We start from the raw sequence: 15,943 nt of genomic DNA, 5'->3' as shown, positions 1-15,943 counted from the left end.
TGCAGTCCCGGCTCAGGTCATTTGAAATAGGGCTGACGACTGGTGCCAAGTCCGGCCGGGGCGCCGGGAGCGCCCGACATCTTGAGGACGATGTTGGGTTTGCCGCCGCCGGCGCCCCCGCTCACGTCCTGGACCTCGGTCTCGCTCAGCGGCTGGATTTGGTCTTCTGCGGCGTTATCGAGAGACGCCAGATTTTCGGTCTTTTCCATTGGAACTCCTGTTCAAGCGCACCATTGCGGTCCGCGATTTCCGGGTCAGCTGCCGTAAATGGTCTTGCCGGGCGCCGCGGCCCCGCGGCTAGGCTGCGAGGCGGGCGTCCGAGCCACCGCGCCCAGGAAGCGATTCGGCCCGAGGCCGCCGCTGACCTGCTGGATCTCTGCCTCGGTCAGGGGCTGGACGGTAACGTCCGATGCCTTGTCCGATGGATCCGGTTGAGTGGTTTTCTGCATAGGTATCTCCTGCTTGCCGACAAAGGAATCCGTGCCGGCATCGGCCGAGCAGCCACACGCGCCCGGCTCGCGCCGTCTTGCAAAGCCAACGGAAATCCAGAGCCCAATTCGCCGAACTGCTCCGGAAGAACAGTAGCAACGCACAGGTATGGGCGCATCGGTCTTTAGTCGTAGATGCCTGATACAGGGGCACTACCGCCCCGCATCCGGGGCGCGCGGCAGGCAGCGTTGGCGCCGATCAATGACTATCTACGGGTAGCGTCAAGGTGCCGGAGCGGCACCCGACGCTACATTCAAGCGATCGAAGGAGAGGTCGTCGCCTGCTGCGGCGCTTCTGCACGGGCCACGCGCGTTTCCAAGTCTTCCAGCAGCTCGGCGGACGGCACGAAGAACAGGCTGCCCGTCACCGCGCGGCTGTAGTCCAGCAGGCGGTCGTAATTGCCCGCCGGGCGGCCGACGAACATGTTTTCAAGCATCTGTTCGATCGGGGCGGGCGAACGCGCATAGCCGATGAAGTACGTGCCGAACTCGCCCACGCCCGCACGGCCGAACGGCATGTTGTCGCGCAGGATCTTCACTTCCTGGCCGTTCTCTTCCAGCGTGGTCAAGGCGCTGTGCGAAGACGCCGGCTTGATGTCGTCGTCCAGCTCCACGTTCGACAGTTTGTGGCGGCCGATGATGCCTTCCTGGTTTTCGACGGTCAGCGCATTCCATCCCGCCATGTCGTGCAGGTACTTCTGCACCAGGACATAGCTGCCGCCGGCGAAGTCGGCGTCTTCGTCGCCGATCACGGTGAAATTGACGGCCTCGCGTCCTTCGGGATTCTCAGTGCCGTCGACAAAACCGATGATGGCGCGTCGGTCGAAGTAGCGAAAGCCATGGACTTCATCGACCACGGTCACCGCGTCGCCCAGGCCGTTGACCAGCAAGGTCGCCAGCTCAAAGCAAAGGTCCATGGAATCCGCGCGGATGTGCAGAAGCAGATCGCCGGGGGTGGACACCGCGACGCGCGCCCCCTCGCCGAACACGCGGAAAGGATGCAGGCCCGCGGGCCGCGGCTGGCCGAACAGCGCGTCCCAGGCATCAGATCCGAACGCACAGACACAGGACAGGTTCTCTTGCGGCGAACGCGTGCCGACGGTGCGCGTCAGCGTGGCCACGTCGGCACACCAGCCGCGGACGGTTTCGGCGGCGGCCGCGCCGGGGTTCAGCGTGGCGACGATGAAGATCGCGTGACGCGTAGGCGGGCTGTGGACGGCTTGAGGTTCGGGCGGAAAGTCAGGCATGGGATCGGATCCTCAGGACGTGATGACGGAGATTCTGGCGGAAATTGTATCTGCTCCGCCCGAATACCCTCGCCGGTCCGCCGCCGTTTTTCCGTCCGCGCGTCAGAAGCGGTACGCCACGCCCACCGAGCCGAACACGTTGGCCTTGCGTTCCGTCAACGGGCTATCCCGCGCGTCACCCAGCAAGGTATTGACCCCGATCGTGGACACCGTGCTCCAGCTGGGATTGATGCGATACGACCACGTCGTGTAGATGCCCGCCGACTTGAAGCCTGAAGACGGCGAATACGTCGACAAGCCCTCGCGGCTGCGCGCAGCCTGCGACGGCGTCACGCCGAACCAGGTCTGCATGTAGTCGCTGTTGGCCCATTCGGTGCGGACCCCGACCTGCACGGTGTGCTGCTCGGTCATCAACGCCGCGTAGGACGCGCGCAACTCCAGTGTGCCGCCGTAGCCGCTGCGCGCCGCCTGCTTGTAGCCCGCCCCCAGCGAGTACCGGCCCGGCCGCCATTCCACATAGGCGCCGTAGGCGCCGTGGAACTTGATATCGTCCAGCCCCTTCAAGCGATCGGCGTCATCGGCCTTGCGCCCCAGGCTCATTCCCACGAAAACGCCCGCGTCCAGGTCGGAGGCCAGCGACGTCTTCAGTCCCATCGCCGGCAAGCCCATGCGCGGCGTGATGAAGAAATTGCCTGATTGATAGTTGATCAGCGGAACCGGCAGCGCCCGGTACTCGCGGGAACCCTCATAAACAGGGACCGCTCCGACCCCCAATCCGATGAAGTTCGTGCTTTGCGCATAGGCGGCGCCAGCCGCACTGAAAACCGCGCCCGCGAAGACGCCTCTTGCTAATATACCCATCCGCATCAGGGCTTCCTTCCGTTCTATGACAGTGGCCGTGGGCAACCGCCCCCGGGCTTGGCCTGCATTGTCCTGAGCATCTTTTAATAATTCTTTAAGGCTCCGGCGGCACTGCCGGAGACGGCCCTGGAGCTTGCTTGCGTATCCTGCTGGTAGAAGACGACCCCATGCTTGGCGATGCCTTGCGCGCGGGCCTGATTCAAGACGGCGCCGACGTCGACTGGGCGCGCGACATGCCCCAAGCGCACCTGGCGCTGGTGGACCACGGTTATCAAGCCGTCCTGCTGGACCTGGGCTTGCCCGACGGCAGCGGCCTGACAGTGCTCAAGGCGCTGCGCGCCCGCTTCGACACAACGCCCGTGCTGATCATCACCGCCCGCGACCGTTTGAGCGACCGCATCCAGGGGCTGGACGCCGGCGCCGACGACTACCTGGTCAAGCCCTTCCAGCTGGACGAGCTGCTGGCCCGGATGCGCGCCGTGCTCCGCCGCAGCAGCAACAGCGTGGTGTCGGCGCTGCGTTGCCGCAACGTCGTGCTGGAACCCGCGCGCCGCACCGTGACGCAGGACGGCAGCGAAGTGAGTCTGAGCGCCCACGAATACCACACGCTGCTGGCGCTGATGCAACGCATGGGCAACACCGTCAGCCGCGATCAGCTGGAAGTCGCCGTCTACGGCAGCAGCGGCACCATCGAAAGCAATACCGTGGCCGTGTACATCCACCAGTTGCGGCGCAAGCTGGGTGACGGGTTGATCGAAACCCAGCACGGCCTGGGGTACCGCATCGTGCAGGACGGTCCGCCATGAAGACGCTGCGCAGACAAGTCGCGGTCACCTTGCTGCTTGCCATGCTTGCGACGTGGCTGACGGTGTTCGCCTTGATCTACAACGAGCAGACGCGCGCCGAAACCGGCATGCTGGACCGGGACATGCGCGACGCTGCCCAGAAGGCGCTGCTGTCCTTGCCCGCCAGCCTGCTGCGGGCAGCGCCTTCCAGTGAAGACCGATTCGAACTCCCCAACTCCAACCGCTTCGACGGAGAGTCCTTCAACTTCCAGGTCTGGTCGCTGGCCGACAAGCGGCTGCTCGTGCAATCGCCGTGGGCGCCTGATGAGCCGTTGATCAGCGATTTTCAGAATGGCTTCCAGGACGTCACGCTGCGGGGAGAACGCTGGCGCGCCTACGCGGTGGCGGACAGGGACGGCCGCATACAGGTCCAGTTCGCCAAATCTGAAGCGCAACTGCGCAAGGAAACGACCGAGCGCATGCGTAACGGCCTCGCGTTCCTGAGCGTGCTTTTCCTGATCTTGACCGGAATGACGTGGCTGGTCATGCGCCGGGCCTTCCGCCCGGTCGACCGCGCGCGCGACGCCATCCTGAGCCGCCCGGCCATGGACTTGGCCCCCTTGCCGACCTCGGGCATGCCGGGCGAACTGCAACCGTTCATCCAGTCCATCAACAGTCTGCTGGAACGTCTGTCGGCCTCGCTGGACCGGGAGCGGCGCTTCCTGGCCGATGCGGCGCACGAACTGCGCACGCCGCTCGCAGCCTTGAGCGCCTACGCGGAGTTGGCCGTGCGCAGCGACACCCAGCAGGCGCGCGACCAAGCGGTGGACAAGCTGCGCGACGTCGCCACGCGCACCACCCGCCTGGCCGAGCAATTGCTGGACCAGGCACGCACCGAGGCGCAAAGCGAAGGCCCCGCCGAATCCGTCGCGCTGGACCGGTTGGCGGAAATGATCGTGCGCGATAACGAGGCGCTTGCCCACCGCAAGCAACAGCGCATCAGCCTGGATGCCCGGCCCGCATCCGTGCATGGCGGCGTCGACGCGCTGGGCGTGCTGCTGCGCAACTTGCTGGACAATGCCCTGCGCTACACGCCCGAGGGCGGCCGCGTGGCCGTGTCCTGCGTTTCGCTGCCCGACGGCGGTGCGCAGTTATCCGTGGCCGACAACGGGCCGGGCATCCCGCCCGCCGAACGCGAACGCGTATTCGACCGCTTCTACCGCAAGGCCGGCTCGGTCGAACGCGGCAGCGGCATCGGCTTGTCGCTGGTGGCGCAGATCGCCACCAGGCATGGCGCGCGGATTGAGTGGGGGCCAGGGCTGGACGGCCGAGGCGTAGGCATCACCGTCACGTTTCCTGCCAGCGTCTGAAAGCGGGGCTGGCGCAACGCGCAGGCCGCCCAGCGCTACCGCACGTATCCGCGCAGCGTCGCGGCCAATGACGCCGGCAGCATCTCGCCGTGGCCAAGGCCCGGAAATACCCGCAGGCTGGCCCGCACATGCGGGATATCGCCCAGCGCGCGGACGACGCTTTCCGGGCTGTCCGGCAAGTCACTGCGGCCTTGTGCTTCCGCGCCGGCCATCACCGTCACATCGACGTCCACGTCAGGAACGGCGGCCGGATGCGCCAGCGATTGCAGGATGAAGCGGCCATTCCACCAGATTGACGGGCTGGCCGCCACGTAATGCCGGAATGCCTGGGGCCGGCTCAGTGCCACGTGCAGCGCAAACAAGCCGCCATAGGAATGCCCGTACAGCGTGCGGTTGGCGGCATCGATGCGATAGCGCCGTTCCACCAGCGGCTGGATGCGCTGCTGCAGGATGCCCAGAAACCGGTCGGCGCCGCCGCCCGGCTGCGCCCAGCCTTGCGCATCCGGGTCGCGCGGCGAACCGCGAGGCGCCTCCGCGCCCGGCGAAGGCGGCGTGTAATCGTAGGAGCGGGCCGTCACATTGAAGCGCTCGGCATCGTCATAGCCGATGCCCACCACCACCGCTTGCAGCGACTCCCCCGGCGGCAAGGCGGACGCCGTCCGCGCCAAGCTTTCAAACACCGCGTTGCCGTCCAGCATGTAGACCACCGGATAGCCCGCCGCCGGCGGCTTCCCGTCGGGTGGCGCCCAGACCGACACGCGATACTCCGGCCCCCCGTCCGGCGCGGCCAGCACGAAGCGCTGCACCTGCGCGGCCGGCACGCCGATCGCCAATTCCGGCGGCTGCGCCGCCATGGGCCGGGCGTGCCCGGGTTGCGCATCCGCAGACGCGGATACGGCCACGCCGAGGGCCAAGACGGCCCCCGTCAGAACGAAACGGATGTGTTCAGCCATAGCCGGCGACCCTCATCGACTTGCCAGTTTCCATCCAGACCGGTCGTGCGGCTGCGGTAGTCCACCGGCACGCGCTTGTCGGTCAGGTTCATCATCGCCAGGCGGAAGGTGACGTGCTTGTTCAGCTCGTAGCTGCCGCCCAGGTCGAACGTGGTGGCGCCGGGGCGGCGGCGCGTCGTCGTCGACACGTTGCGGTAGTTCGCCCAGTACTGCTCGCTTTGCACGTTCGCAGACGCATACAGCGACAACGCATCCGTCGTCCGCCAGTCCGCGCGCAGGTTCAGCACATGGCGCGGCGTGCGATCCAGCGGTTGCCCTTGCAGCGACGTGCCGTCATACGCGACTTCGTCGTCGGATTTGCGCTTGGATTGCGTGTAGGTGTAGTTGCCCGTCAGCGTCACCGTGCGCGACAGCGGCAAGGTCAGGCTGGTCTCGACGCCGCGCAGCGTGGCGCGCCCGATGTTGCCCCATTCGTAGGTCGCGCCCGACGCGCCCGCGCATCCGGTGACGCATTGGCTGTAGATCTTGTTCTTGAACTCGTTGTTGAACAGCGTGACGCCCGCGGCGACCCGGTCGTCGCCCTGGTAGTGCAGGCCGATTTCGGTGGTGGTGCTGGTCTCGGGCTTCAGGTCGGGATTGCCGGCGATGCTACCGCGCGGCGCCCCGACCGCACCGCCGGTCGCCTGGATGTAGTCCGCCGAACTCTGGCGCAATTCAGGCGCGCGGAAGGCGCGAGACACGCCGCCTTTGAGCGTCCAGGCTTGCGACAGGTGGTAGACCGCGTAACCGCGCGGGCTCCAGTGCTGGCCGTAGCGCTCGTGGTCGTCCAGCCGCACGCCGCCGGTCAGCGACAGGTTGTCGGTGACGGCCCACTCGTCCTCGCCGAACAAGGCCCAGGATCGCGTGCTCAGCCCGGAAACGGTATTGCGGGCCGTGGTGGACGCGGCCTCCTTGTCGGTGCCGTACAGGCGCGTGTCGATGTACTGTCCGCCCACCTTCAGCATGTTGTCTGGCAACGGCAGCGTCAACGTCGCGTCCAGCGTGGTGTTGACCAGGCGCGTGTCCGGGTACGACGTGGTGTCCTTGTCTCCGATCGTGTTGCTGGCCTTGCCTTCTTCACGCTGCAACGAGACGTTGGTCGTGCCGAAATCCCAGCGCCCTTCATGGGAGATCGAATAGTGCGTATGCCGGTTCTTCAAGCGATAGTCGCCCGTCTCGGTCGCCGCCAGCGACTTGCCCACCGTGCCATAGCGGTTGTATTCGTCCTGCCCCGCTTCCAGCTGGATATCCTGGTCTTTCGTGGGCGTCAGCGTCAGGCGCGCCGTCAGGCCGCGGTCCCGGATGCCATAGGACCCGTCCACCACGTCGGCTTCGGTGCGCTGATTGGACTTGCCGAACAGCTGCAGCCCCAGCTTCTCTTCCTTGATGGGACCGGCCAGGTAGAAATCCGCCTGCCGGCTGTTGCCCAGTTCGCTATGCTGCTGCAGGGTGGCGCCCAGGTTGATCGAGCCCGTCCAGGCCTGCGGCACCTTGCGCGTGATGATGTTGACCACCCCGCCGATGGCATCGGAGCCGTACAGCGACGACATCGGCCCGCGCACGACTTCGATCCGCTCGATGGCGGCCAGCGGCGGGATCTGGCTGGCCTGCACCATGCCCAGTTCTTCGCGGTTCAGCATTTCACGCGTCCCCTGGCGCTTGCCGTCCACCAGGATCAGCGTGTACTTGCCCGGCATGCCGCGGATGGAAATGTCCTGCTTGTTGGCATTGGCCCCGACGATGCTGACGCCTTCGACATTGCGCAGCGCATCTTGCAGGGTATTGAAGGGCTGCCGGGCCAGTTCCTCGTGCGTCAATACGGTGATGCTGGCGGGCGCGTCGGCAATGGACTGGTCGTAGCCGCTGGCGGTCACCACCACAGGGGCAAGGGATTGCACGGGGCTTGGGGCGGCCTCGCCCGACAGCTCGGCAGCCTGCGCCTGGGCAGCGCCAGCGATCCCGGCGCAGGCCAGGGCCATCATCATCCAGGGCCGGCGGAGGACGAAGACGGCGGGACTTTGGGTCATAATGGTACTGATTCTCATGGTCATTTGGGAAAACGTGCCCATGATTCCACGGAAATCAGGCCGGCATGTTTGCGCAACGCACTAGATGCTTTGCGAGAGGGTTTTTTTGTCGTCGGGCCGTCCCAACCCCCTTCAGGGGCAGCAGGCACGCACCGCGTGCGCGGCTTGGGGGGCATTTTTCTTTTGGAGCAGGGATGGCGGGGCCGCGAAAACGGGCGGATATGGCGGGCGGGATCTCATCCGCCCAATTGCGGGCGGCGGGGACGCATCTGGGCGGATCGCACGACATCGAATCCCGCCACGGCGCGGGGGCCAAGACGCCGCTGGAAGGAAGCTTCCAGATATTGACGATGCGGCCCGGCCTGATGTTGCGGCGTGCGGACGTGCGGGACTGCGGCGATAACGTGGTGCGCTCCACGCTCACGCCCGGCCTGAAACTGATCGTGCTGGAGCAAGGCGACGTCGAACTCGAATTCGGCCATCACCACCTGCACTTGAAAGGGCCGGCGCCGGGTGAAGGCCTGCAGGCACGCCTGCTGATGCTGACCGGGCCGGCCAGCTTCATGCGCCGGGCCGCGCGCAACCACCGCGAACGCTCCATCACGCTGACGGTGGCGCCGCAATGGCTGCAGGACGGCGGCCTGATCTCCGACGGGTCGGCCCCCGGCCCCGTCGACACCTTGGCCATCCAGGCCTTCCTGCAAACCCATCTGGCCCTGCACGCGTGGCCCCTCACCCCGCGCGGCGTCACGCTGGCGCAACGGATCGCGCGCCCTCCGGCCCATGAGGACGGCGTGGACCGGCTGATGCTGGAATCCCGCTGCCTGGCATTGCTGGGCGAAGGGCTCCGTCATGTGGCGCTTGCCGCCGCGGGCGACGCAGCCAGCACGCCCGCCAGCCGCATCGATACGCGCCACGCCAAGCGCCTGCTGGAGTTGCGCGCCCGCATCGATGCCGGCACCCTGACCGGCCCTTGCAGCCTGGCCGACCTGACCGCGCAAACGGGCCTGGGCGTGCGGGCGCTGCAGCAAGGCTTCCAGGCGTTGACCGGATCGTCCGCCGTCGAATACCTGCGGGAACAGCGGCTGAGAGCCGCCCAGCGCGCGCTGCTCGGCCAGGGCATCAGCGTGGCCCAGGCCGCCGCGCTGGCGGGCTATTCCAGCGCGGCGAATTTCGCCACTGCTTTCAAGCGCCTGTTCGGCGTATCGCCCCGCGACGTGCGGATGCATGGGTGATTCCGCCTACCCCCTTCGGGTATAGTCTGGATCTCTTTCGCGCCCTCAGGAATCCTGCGCCACCATGACCAGCGCCCGCGACCTAGTCTATGGGGAACTCCGCCGACGGCTGATGTCCGGCGTGTTCCTGCCTGGCGAGCGGTTGCGCGAAGAGCATATCGCGGCCGAGCTTTCCGTCAGCCGCACGCCGGTGCGCAGCGCGATCGACCGGCTGATCACCGACGGCCTGGTCAAGCGCGAAGGCCACCGTGGCGCGGTGGTGCTGGGTTGGGTGGACCGCGACATCAACGAGGCGTTCGAACTGCGCCTGCTGCTTGAACCCTATGCCGCGCGCAGCGCTGCTGAGCGCGCCACGCCTGAACAGATCGACCACCTGGAACAGATCAACCAGCGCATGCTGGACGCCATTCTTTCCGACGACACCGACCGTGTGGCGCGGGTCCAGCACTGCAACAACCTGTTCCACCATGCCCTGCTGGATGCGGCGCAATCCGCGCGGGTGCGGACGATGGTGGAGAACCTACTGGACATGCCGATCATCATCGGCTCGTTCTACTTCTACACCCACGACGACATGCTGCGCAGTGTCGAGCACCATCGCCAGATCATCGCCGCGTTGCGCGCCCGCGATCCGGGATGCGCGGACATCGCCATGCGTTTTCACCTGACCACGACCCACCTGCTTTTCCGCAGCCAGCGCAAGCCGCCGGCCGATGCGGTCGATGCGCCAGCCGCGTGACGCCGGACACGGGTATCAGTCTTTCTCTTTATTCGCTTTCATGTATTCGCCCCAGATCCTTGTCGCCCTTTTCGTCCTGCTGCTGGCTGTCGTCATTCCGCTGGTCACGGTAGCCGTGCACCTGGCGCAGCTCTTGCGCTGGTCATTCAACGCCGACAAGGCGACGCGGGGCGAAAGGCCGCATTTCACCGGGCCGGTGCTGGCGCTGATGTTCAGCGTGCTGGCGGCCAGCGACTTCACGTCCTATGAACCGATGCGCACCATCGCCGAACTGAATCCGGTGCCAATGGCCGCGCGCGCCTACTTCACGGTGGCGATGCTGGTGCTGGCGGTGCTGTCATGGGCATATGGCGGCGCAGTCAAAGACCGGATCCTGCGCCGCCTGGGCATCGCCCGCGGCTGATTGCCAAGGGTTTGATCAGGGCTTCCAGCCCTGCGCCTTCAGCCGCGCATCGATCCACGACGTATCGAGCGTGCCGGCGGCGATCTGTGCCAGCATCTCTTCTTCAACCGCATGCTTGGCCGACGCGGCCTCATACAGCGCGGGCACCTGGTCGTAGGGCAAGGACAGCAGGCCGTCCTCGTCGCCCAGGATCAGGTCGCCCGGTTCGATCGTCATGCCGTCCAGCGCGATGACGCCATTGATCTCGCCCGGGCCGTCCTTGTAGGGTCCACGGTGCGTCACGCCGGCGGCATACACCGGAAACGCGCCGCGGCGGATGGCGCCGGCGTCGCGGATCGCGCCGTTGATCACGATACCGGCCAGGCCGCGCTTTTGCGCGTAGGTCGTCATGATCTCGCCGATGATGGCGTTGGTGAGGTCGCCGCCGGCGTCCACCACTACCACATCGCCCGGCTGCGCCAGTTCCAGCGCCTTGTGCACCAGCAGGTTGTCGCCGGGGCGCGTGCGCACCGTCAGCGCGGGGCCGGCCAGCGGATGGCCGTCATGCATGGGCCGCAAGCGAGCGCCGCCGGCCGTCATGCGCGACATGCAGTCGCTGATGTTGGCCACGGGAACGCGGCGGAACTTCTCGACGAACTCGCTCGCGACCGCGCGCTTGCGCGGGTGAATCTCAAAACCGATCATTGGGGCTCTCCTGGTGCTTCGTCTGTGGATCTCGCAAGATCATTGTTTCGGGATGCCGGCTTCCTGCACGACCTTGCCGAAGATGTCGTGGTCGGCGCGATGGCGCTTGCCCAGATCCGCCGGCGTGCCCGTCATGACGCTGTAGCCCGAGTCTTCAAGCTTCTTCACGACATCCGGCTGCGCCTGGGATTTGTTCAGCGCCTGATTCAGCGTGGCGACCACGTCGTCCGGCGTCTTGCCAGGCGCCATCAGTCCCCACCAGATCGTCTGGTTGATGGTCTTGAAACCGCTTTCCGCGAAGGTCGGCACGTCCGGCAGCGCCGGCGAACGCTCGTCGGCCACCACGGCCAGCGCGCGGACCTTGCCGCCGCGGATCTGCGGCAGCAGGGATGCCACGGAACCGGTGTAGAGGTCGATGCGGCCGCTGGCCAGATCCGGGAACGCCTGCGACCAGCCGCGGTACGGCACGTGCATCAGTTCCATGCCCGCCGCCTTGCGCCACAGGTGGCCGATCAGGTCGCCGCTGCCGCCGATGCCGGGAATGCCCAGCGACACCTGGCCCGGGCGCGCCTTGGCGGCCTTGACCACGTCGTCCAGCGTCTTATAGGGAGACTCCGGCACCACGACGAACACGCTGGGCGACGAGGCCACCAGGCCCACCGGCTTGAAGTCCTTGAAGGTGTCGTAGCTGAGCTTGTTGTACAGCCACGGGTTCAGCACGATGTTGTCCGTCTGCGCCATGACCAGCGTGTGGCCGTCGGGTTTGGCGCGCGCGGTGGCGTCCAGCGCCAGGTTGCCGCCCGCGCCCGGCTTGTTCTCGACCACGATGTTCCAGCCTGTGTCCTGCGCGATGGCCGACCCGATCATGCGGGTCAGGGTGTCGGTTCCGCCGCCCGGGGGAAACGGGGAGATCAGCGTGATGGGCGCCGAGCCCATATCCGCCGCGCTGGCCGCGGCGCATGAGGCCAGCAGCGTCGCTGCCAGCACAGTCTTCAGGGATTTCATTGTCTTCCTCACTGATGTTTGGGAATTGCACGGCCCTCTGAGGGGCCTATTGCCGCGATTCAGGATTGGCGCGCCAGGGGCGTCAGCCATGCCAGGCGGTCCGCCACGGAGTCGGGCACGTTGAACGAACCGGCTTCGCGCGCCGCTTCGATGCCCTTGGCGGTGCGCGCGAAGAGCCGTTCGACGCCGTCCAGCACCAGCGGCTGCAAGCCGGCCTCGACCAATTGCTCGCGTGCTTCGCGCACCTCGGCCAGGCGGCGCGGCGCGTGCAGCACATGCGAACGGACGAAGGAATCGACGAACGTCGTCAACGGCGTCCGGTCCATATCGGACAGGACTTCATAGAGGGAAGCGCGCAAGCCCATGCTTTCGGCGGCGACCAGGCATTCGACGGCCAGGCTTTCCATGCCCTTGGTCAGGATGCTGCGCAACAGCTTCAGACGGACCGCGTCGCCCGCCTGGCCGTCGATCGCCTGCGCGGGCGCCCCGGCGCCCAGCGTGAAGGCCGCGACGGCGGGTGCGCCCGTGCCGGCGCACAGCAGCGGGGTGCGTGCGCCCAGCAGCGCAATGGCGCCCATGATTGCGACATCGGTGAAAGGCACGCCGCGCTGCGCGGCGATGTCGGCCGCGGCGCGCATGTCGGCGGCGCTTGCGGTCGTGAAGTCGGCGTAGGACGCGTCGTCGCGCAAGTGCGGCAGCGCCTGCGTGGCGACTTTCAGCGCCGCATGGCCGAAGACCGCCGACACCACGATGTCGGCTTGCGCCAGCCACGAGCCCGGTTCGCCATGCAACGGGCTGCCGTAGGAGGCCGCGCGCGCCTGCATCTCGGCGTCTTGGCGCAACTCGCAGATGCCGACGATCGAATGCCCGCCGGCCACCCACGCCTTTGCATAGCAGTCACCCACTTCACCACAACCAATCAGTGCAATTTTCATGTTCATAAATACAAAAAAAATACAAACATGGTTATAGCCCGACTGAAAGGCGACTAATCATTAGTGATAACCCGAGTATTTCAGACCTACTCAGAACATAAAAAGTACATTTCAGGAACATTGAGCGCCCGAACCGCCCGGCGCTGCGCCATCTGCCGGGCGGGCGGAGTACGCCTTATTTCACACTGGCGACCGCATCCAGGATCACGCGGGCCACATCGGCGGGGCGCGACTGCTGCGGCACATGGCTGGACGGCAGGGCCGTCACTTTCGCGCCGATCTGCGCGGCCATCGTGCGCTGCAACGCGGGCAGGATCATGCGGTCGTTTTCGGCCACGATGAACCACGACGGCTTCGTCTTCCAGGCCGCGGACGACACCGCCTCTCCGAAAGCCGTCGCCTTGATCGGCCCTTGCGTGGCCGCCATCACGCGCGCCTGCGCGGCGGGCACGTCCTGCGCGAAGTCCCGCGCGATGCCCTGGGGCGGCATGCTCAGCCAGCCATGGCTGTCGGCGGCGATGCTGTCCGTGCCCGGCGCCTTGGGCTCACCCTGGGTCATCGACGCCACCGACTGACCCGCATCCGGCGCAAACGCCGCCACGTAGACCAGGTTGGCGACCTTCTCGTGCTTGCCCGCCTCGGTAATCACCACGCCGCCCCACGAATGGCCGACCAGCACCACTTTGCCGGGTTGATTGTCGATGGCGCGATTGGCCGCGGCCACGTCGCCGGCCAGCGAATCCAGCGGGTTCTGCACCGCCTGGACCTGCACGCCCTTGTCTTGCAGCAAGGCGATCACCTTCGCCCAATCGGAGCCGTCGGCGAAGGCGCCGTGCACGATCACGACGGAAGGCTGGGCCGAAAAAGCCTGCGAAACCGGGCCCGCGAACAAGCCGGCTGCCAGCAATGAGGCTGCGATAATATGGCGTTTCATACTGAATTTCCTTGAGGTTGGGTGCCAAGCGACGGTGTTGCGCTTGCTGGGTTCCAGTGTCGTCAACCGCCCGCCAGGCCGGTATCGGTTGATTAACCGATAAGCCCGCGATAAGCCCGCGATCAACCCCCGGTCAGCCTTGCAACCCGCTCGTCCCTCTCCCCCTCGACCGCCCCGCCCCGATGACCGCCCCCAGTACGATGGAACTCACCGATGCCGTGCTGGCCATGGCCTTTGTCGGCGACCTGAGCATGGGGCGCGCCACCGACCATTCGCGCCGCACGGCGTGCCTGGCCGGCAAGCTTGCCGCGGCCCACGGCGCCGGCGATGCCGCCCAGAACCATGCGCGTGCGGTGGCGCTGCTGCGCTGGTCGGGCTGCACCGCCAACGCCAGCGGCTTTGCCGACCTGCTGGGCGACGATGTCGCCTCGCGCGAGGCCATGATGGCGCAGACGCTGCCGCCGCTGGACCCGCGCACGCAATCGCTGATCGTGCCGCTGGCGCTGATCCATTGCGAAATCTCGGGCGACGTGGCCGTCAACCTGGGCATGCCCGACAACGTGGTGGCAGGCCTGCGCCATGCCTTCGAACGGCATGACGGCAAGGGCATGCCGCAGGGCGTGGCGGGCGACGCCATCCCCGCCGTCGTGTTTTACGTGAATGCGGCAAGCGACCTGGAGATCCTCAGCCGCGCGCATGGCCGCGACAGCGCGATGGACTACCTGCGCACGCAGGCCGGTGCCAAATATCCCGCCGCCGTCGCGGAACTGGCGATCCGCCATGGCCACGCCTGGCTTGACGACATCGACGCCCACCCGCCAACAGGCGCCGAATGGGCGCTGGCTGGTGCCGCGCTCGATGCGCCCGCCGCCGACCTGACGCTACTGGCGGACGTGGCCGAACTCAAGCTGCCCTGGCTGGCAGGCTATTCCCGCCGGGTCGCCCAGCTGGCCGCCCGCTGCGGCGCGCTGCTGGGCATGGGCCAGGCAGCGCAGGCATCGTTGCAGGCGGCCGCGCTGGTGCACGGCATCGGCCGCGCCGCCTTGCCGAACCGCTTGTGGAACACGCCCGGCAAGCTGTCTTCCGACCAGTGGGAACAAGTCCGGTTGATGCCCTATTGGACCGCCCGTGCCGCCCGTCAGATCCAGGGTCTGAGCGAAGCGGCAGAACTGGCTTCATACGCCTACGAACGGCTTGACGGCAGCGGCTACTTCCGAGGCGCGTCCGGGTCGGCGCTAAGCCCTGCGCAACGCGTGTTGTCCACGGCTGTGGCGCTGCAGGCGCTGCTGGAAGACCGCCCCTGGCGGCCCGCCTATTCCTTGCAGGAAGCCGCCCGCATCCTGCGCGAGGAGGCCGACGCCGGCCGCTTCGACGCAGAAGTGGCCGCCGCCGCCATCACCGCCGCCTCCGGCGGCATCCCAGCGGCGCGGCGCGCGACCAGCACGCTGTCGCAACGCGAGCTGGAAGTCCTGCGGCAGATCAGCCTGGGCGCCAGCAACAAGGAGGCCGCCCGGGCCTTGAACATCAGCCCCAGCACGGTGCGCACCCACGTGGAAAGCGTGTTCCGCAAGCTGGAGTGCTCGACCCGCGTCGCCGCTACCCTGAAGGCCCTGACCGCGGGGATCCTGTAAGCCGCCATCCTGTCGCCAATTGCTGGTAGTCTTGGGCCAGCCGCGCGGGGTCCCCGCGCCCGCCTCACTCATTTTGCGAGCCCCCTCATGACCACCCCCATGTACGACGCTTCCGTTCCTGTCATCAAGCAAATGCTGTCCGCGCTGTCGGACGTGCTGAAGAAGGCCGAAGCCCACGCCATCGACAAGAACATCGACCCGTCCGCCTACCTGGGCGCCCGCCTGTTCCCGGACATGTTCCCGCTGTCGCGCCAGGTGCAGATCGCCGCCGATTTCGCCAAGGGCATCGCGTCCCGCCTGGCTGGCGCGGAAGTGCCGTCCTGGCCCGACTGTGAACCCACCTTCGCCGAACTGCAGGCCCTGATCGCCAAGACCCTGGCGCATGTCGGTTCTTTCAAACCGGAACAGTTCGAGCAAAGCGCGTCCCTGGAAATCGTGCTGCGCCCGGGCACGCCGAAAGAGAAGAAGCTGTCAGGCAGCGCCTACCTGCTGCACTACGGCCTGCCGCAGTTCTTCTTCCATGTGACGACGTCCTACGCGATCCTGCGCCACAACGGCATCGAAGTCGGCAAGCGCGACTACATGGGCGCGTATTGATGCCGCATAA

17 protein-coding genes are annotated in these 15,943 nt (G+C 66.8%); 7 read left to right on the top strand and 10 right to left on the bottom strand.

Features of this window, described 5'->3' with window-relative positions; genetic code table 11:
• Positions 1-17: 17 nt before the first annotated feature.
• The 4 genes from ACO6D5_RS26950 to ACO6D5_RS26935 all read right to left on the bottom strand — a co-directional run bounded on the left by ACO6D5_RS26950 (position 18) and on the right by ACO6D5_RS26935 (position 2,602).
• A complete protein-coding gene (locus ACO6D5_RS26950; RefSeq protein WP_485827076.1) occupies positions 18-209 on the bottom strand; it encodes a hypothetical protein in 192 nt (63 codons plus the stop codon).
• A gap of 45 nt (positions 210-254) precedes the next feature.
• A complete protein-coding gene (locus ACO6D5_RS26945; protein WP_315528878.1) occupies positions 255-449 on the bottom strand; it encodes a hypothetical protein in 195 nt (64 codons plus the stop codon).
• Between the two features lie 293 nt (positions 450-742).
• On the bottom strand, positions 743-1,735 hold the full coding sequence (locus ACO6D5_RS26940; protein ID WP_485827075.1) for a Dyp-type peroxidase: 993 nt from the start codon (positions 1,733-1,735) through the stop codon (positions 743-745).
• A gap of 102 nt (positions 1,736-1,837) precedes the next feature.
• Positions 1,838-2,602: a MipA/OmpV family protein gene (locus ACO6D5_RS26935; protein ID WP_315528882.1), complete on the bottom strand. Its 765-nt coding sequence runs from the start codon at positions 2,600-2,602 to the stop codon at positions 1,838-1,840.
• A 131-nt stretch (positions 2,603-2,733) separates the two neighbouring features.
• Here ACO6D5_RS26935 and ACO6D5_RS26930 point away from each other — a divergent pair, with 131 nt between their 5' ends.
• Together ACO6D5_RS26930 and ACO6D5_RS26925 are read left to right on the top strand one after the other, a co-directional pair.
• On the top strand, positions 2,734-3,402 hold the full coding sequence (locus tag ACO6D5_RS26930) for a response regulator transcription factor (protein ID WP_088589432.1): 669 nt from the start codon (positions 2,734-2,736) through the stop codon (positions 3,400-3,402).
• Complete coding sequence (locus tag ACO6D5_RS26925) at positions 3,399-4,751, top strand: ATP-binding protein (RefSeq protein ID WP_485827074.1); 1,353 nt, start codon at positions 3,399-3,401, stop codon at positions 4,749-4,751. The genes ACO6D5_RS26930 and ACO6D5_RS26925 overlap by 4 nt, the downstream gene beginning before the upstream one ends.
• Before the next feature lie 35 nt (positions 4,752-4,786).
• On the opposite strand, the gene ACO6D5_RS26920 is transcribed toward ACO6D5_RS26925, so the two are convergent.
• Both ACO6D5_RS26920 and ACO6D5_RS26915 read right to left on the bottom strand, forming a co-directional pair.
• Positions 4,787-5,704, bottom strand: coding sequence for an alpha/beta hydrolase (locus ACO6D5_RS26920; RefSeq protein WP_485827073.1), 918 nt, complete (start codon positions 5,702-5,704; stop codon positions 4,787-4,789).
• On the bottom strand, positions 5,677-7,770 hold the full coding sequence (locus ACO6D5_RS26915; RefSeq protein WP_485827072.1) for a TonB-dependent receptor domain-containing protein: 2,094 nt from the start codon (positions 7,768-7,770) through the stop codon (positions 5,677-5,679). The genes ACO6D5_RS26920 and ACO6D5_RS26915 overlap by 28 nt, the downstream gene beginning before the upstream one ends.
• Positions 7,771-7,991: 221 nt before the next feature.
• Between ACO6D5_RS26915 and ACO6D5_RS26910 the strand changes: the two genes are divergently transcribed.
• From ACO6D5_RS26910 to ACO6D5_RS26900, 3 genes are all read left to right on the top strand, one after another.
• The gene (locus ACO6D5_RS26910) at positions 7,992-9,005 is read left to right on the top strand and encodes a helix-turn-helix transcriptional regulator (RefSeq protein WP_485827071.1); all 1,014 of its coding nucleotides are present in this window, start codon (positions 7,992-7,994) and stop codon (positions 9,003-9,005) included.
• 64 nt (positions 9,006-9,069) lie between these two features.
• Positions 9,070-9,744 (top strand): FCD domain-containing protein, encoded by a 675-nt coding sequence (locus ACO6D5_RS26905; RefSeq protein WP_315528893.1) that lies wholly within the window; start codon positions 9,070-9,072, stop codon positions 9,742-9,744.
• A 40-nt stretch (positions 9,745-9,784) separates the two neighbouring features.
• Complete coding sequence (locus ACO6D5_RS26900; RefSeq protein WP_485827070.1) at positions 9,785-10,147, top strand: hypothetical protein; 363 nt, start codon at positions 9,785-9,787, stop codon at positions 10,145-10,147.
• Positions 10,148-10,162: 15 nt separating this feature from the next.
• On the opposite strand, the gene ACO6D5_RS26895 is transcribed toward ACO6D5_RS26900, so the two are convergent.
• The 4 genes from ACO6D5_RS26895 to ACO6D5_RS26880 form a co-directional block, all read right to left on the bottom strand.
• Positions 10,163-10,831: an RraA family protein gene (locus tag ACO6D5_RS26895; protein ID WP_315528897.1), complete on the bottom strand. Its 669-nt coding sequence runs from the start codon at positions 10,829-10,831 to the stop codon at positions 10,163-10,165.
• A gap of 39 nt (positions 10,832-10,870) precedes the next feature.
• A complete protein-coding gene (locus tag ACO6D5_RS26890; protein WP_315528898.1) occupies positions 10,871-11,836 on the bottom strand; it encodes a tripartite tricarboxylate transporter substrate-binding protein in 966 nt (321 codons plus the stop codon).
• 59 nt (positions 11,837-11,895) lie between these two features.
• Positions 11,896-12,771: a DUF1932 domain-containing protein gene (locus ACO6D5_RS26885; protein WP_315528900.1), complete on the bottom strand. Its 876-nt coding sequence runs from the start codon at positions 12,769-12,771 to the stop codon at positions 11,896-11,898.
• A gap of 175 nt (positions 12,772-12,946) precedes the next feature.
• Positions 12,947-13,705 carry an alpha/beta fold hydrolase gene (locus ACO6D5_RS26880; RefSeq protein ID WP_485827069.1) on the bottom strand — a complete coding sequence of 253 codons (759 nt, stop codon included), beginning with the start codon at positions 13,703-13,705 and terminating at the stop codon, positions 12,947-12,949.
• Between the two features lie 182 nt (positions 13,706-13,887).
• Between ACO6D5_RS26880 and ACO6D5_RS26875 the strand changes: the two genes are divergently transcribed.
• Together ACO6D5_RS26875 and ACO6D5_RS26870 are read left to right on the top strand one after the other, a co-directional pair.
• Complete coding sequence (locus ACO6D5_RS26875) at positions 13,888-15,336, top strand: HD domain-containing phosphohydrolase (protein ID WP_485827068.1); 1,449 nt, start codon at positions 13,888-13,890, stop codon at positions 15,334-15,336.
• A gap of 87 nt (positions 15,337-15,423) precedes the next feature.
• Positions 15,424-15,933: a DUF1993 domain-containing protein gene (locus ACO6D5_RS26870; protein WP_485827067.1), complete on the top strand. Its 510-nt coding sequence runs from the start codon at positions 15,424-15,426 to the stop codon at positions 15,931-15,933.
• Positions 15,934-15,943: the final 10 nt, after the last annotated feature.

This window comes from Achromobacter sp. (genome assembly GCF_057314935.1).
Note: the sequence above shows the minus strand (reverse complement) of the source record. Positions and strands in the feature narration are given on the sequence as shown.

What these genes read in the sequence shown, in the direction of transcription:
- ACO6D5_RS26935 (WP_315528882.1), bottom strand. Translation starts at nt 2,602, where the DNA reads ATGCGGATGGGTATATTAGCAAGAGGCGTCTTCGCGGGCGCGGTTTTC.
- ACO6D5_RS26875 (WP_485827068.1), top strand. Translation starts at nt 13,888, where the DNA reads ATGACCGCCCCCAGTACGATGGAACTCACCGATGCCGTGCTGGCCATG.
- ACO6D5_RS26940 (WP_485827075.1), bottom strand. Translation starts at nt 1,735, where the DNA reads ATGCCTGACTTTCCGCCCGAACCTCAAGCCGTCCACAGCCCGCCTACG.
- ACO6D5_RS26915 (WP_485827072.1), bottom strand. Translation starts at nt 7,770, where the DNA reads ATGACCCAAAGTCCCGCCGTCTTCGTCCTCCGCCGGCCCTGGATGATG.
- ACO6D5_RS26885 (WP_315528900.1), bottom strand. Translation starts at nt 12,771, where the DNA reads ATGAAAATTGCACTGATTGGTTGTGGTGAAGTGGGTGACTGCTATGCA.
- ACO6D5_RS26895 (WP_315528897.1), bottom strand. Translation starts at nt 10,831, where the DNA reads ATGATCGGTTTTGAGATTCACCCGCGCAAGCGCGCGGTCGCGAGCGAG.
- ACO6D5_RS26905 (WP_315528893.1), top strand. Translation starts at nt 9,070, where the DNA reads ATGACCAGCGCCCGCGACCTAGTCTATGGGGAACTCCGCCGACGGCTG.
- ACO6D5_RS26950 (WP_485827076.1), bottom strand. Translation starts at nt 209, where the DNA reads ATGGAAAAGACCGAAAATCTGGCGTCTCTCGATAACGCCGCAGAAGAC.
- ACO6D5_RS26945 (WP_315528878.1), bottom strand. Translation starts at nt 449, where the DNA reads ATGCAGAAAACCACTCAACCGGATCCATCGGACAAGGCATCGGACGTT.
- ACO6D5_RS26900 (WP_485827070.1), top strand. Translation starts at nt 9,785, where the DNA reads ATGTATTCGCCCCAGATCCTTGTCGCCCTTTTCGTCCTGCTGCTGGCT.
- ACO6D5_RS26925 (WP_485827074.1), top strand. Translation starts at nt 3,399, where the DNA reads ATGAAGACGCTGCGCAGACAAGTCGCGGTCACCTTGCTGCTTGCCATG.
- ACO6D5_RS26880 (WP_485827069.1), bottom strand. Translation starts at nt 13,705, where the DNA reads ATGAAACGCCATATTATCGCAGCCTCATTGCTGGCAGCCGGCTTGTTC.
- ACO6D5_RS26890 (WP_315528898.1), bottom strand. Translation starts at nt 11,836, where the DNA reads ATGAAATCCCTGAAGACTGTGCTGGCAGCGACGCTGCTGGCCTCATGC.
- ACO6D5_RS26920 (WP_485827073.1), bottom strand. Translation starts at nt 5,704, where the DNA reads ATGGCTGAACACATCCGTTTCGTTCTGACGGGGGCCGTCTTGGCCCTC.
- ACO6D5_RS26870 (WP_485827067.1), top strand. Translation starts at nt 15,424, where the DNA reads ATGACCACCCCCATGTACGACGCTTCCGTTCCTGTCATCAAGCAAATG.
- ACO6D5_RS26910 (WP_485827071.1), top strand. Translation starts at nt 7,992, where the DNA reads ATGGCGGGCGGGATCTCATCCGCCCAATTGCGGGCGGCGGGGACGCAT.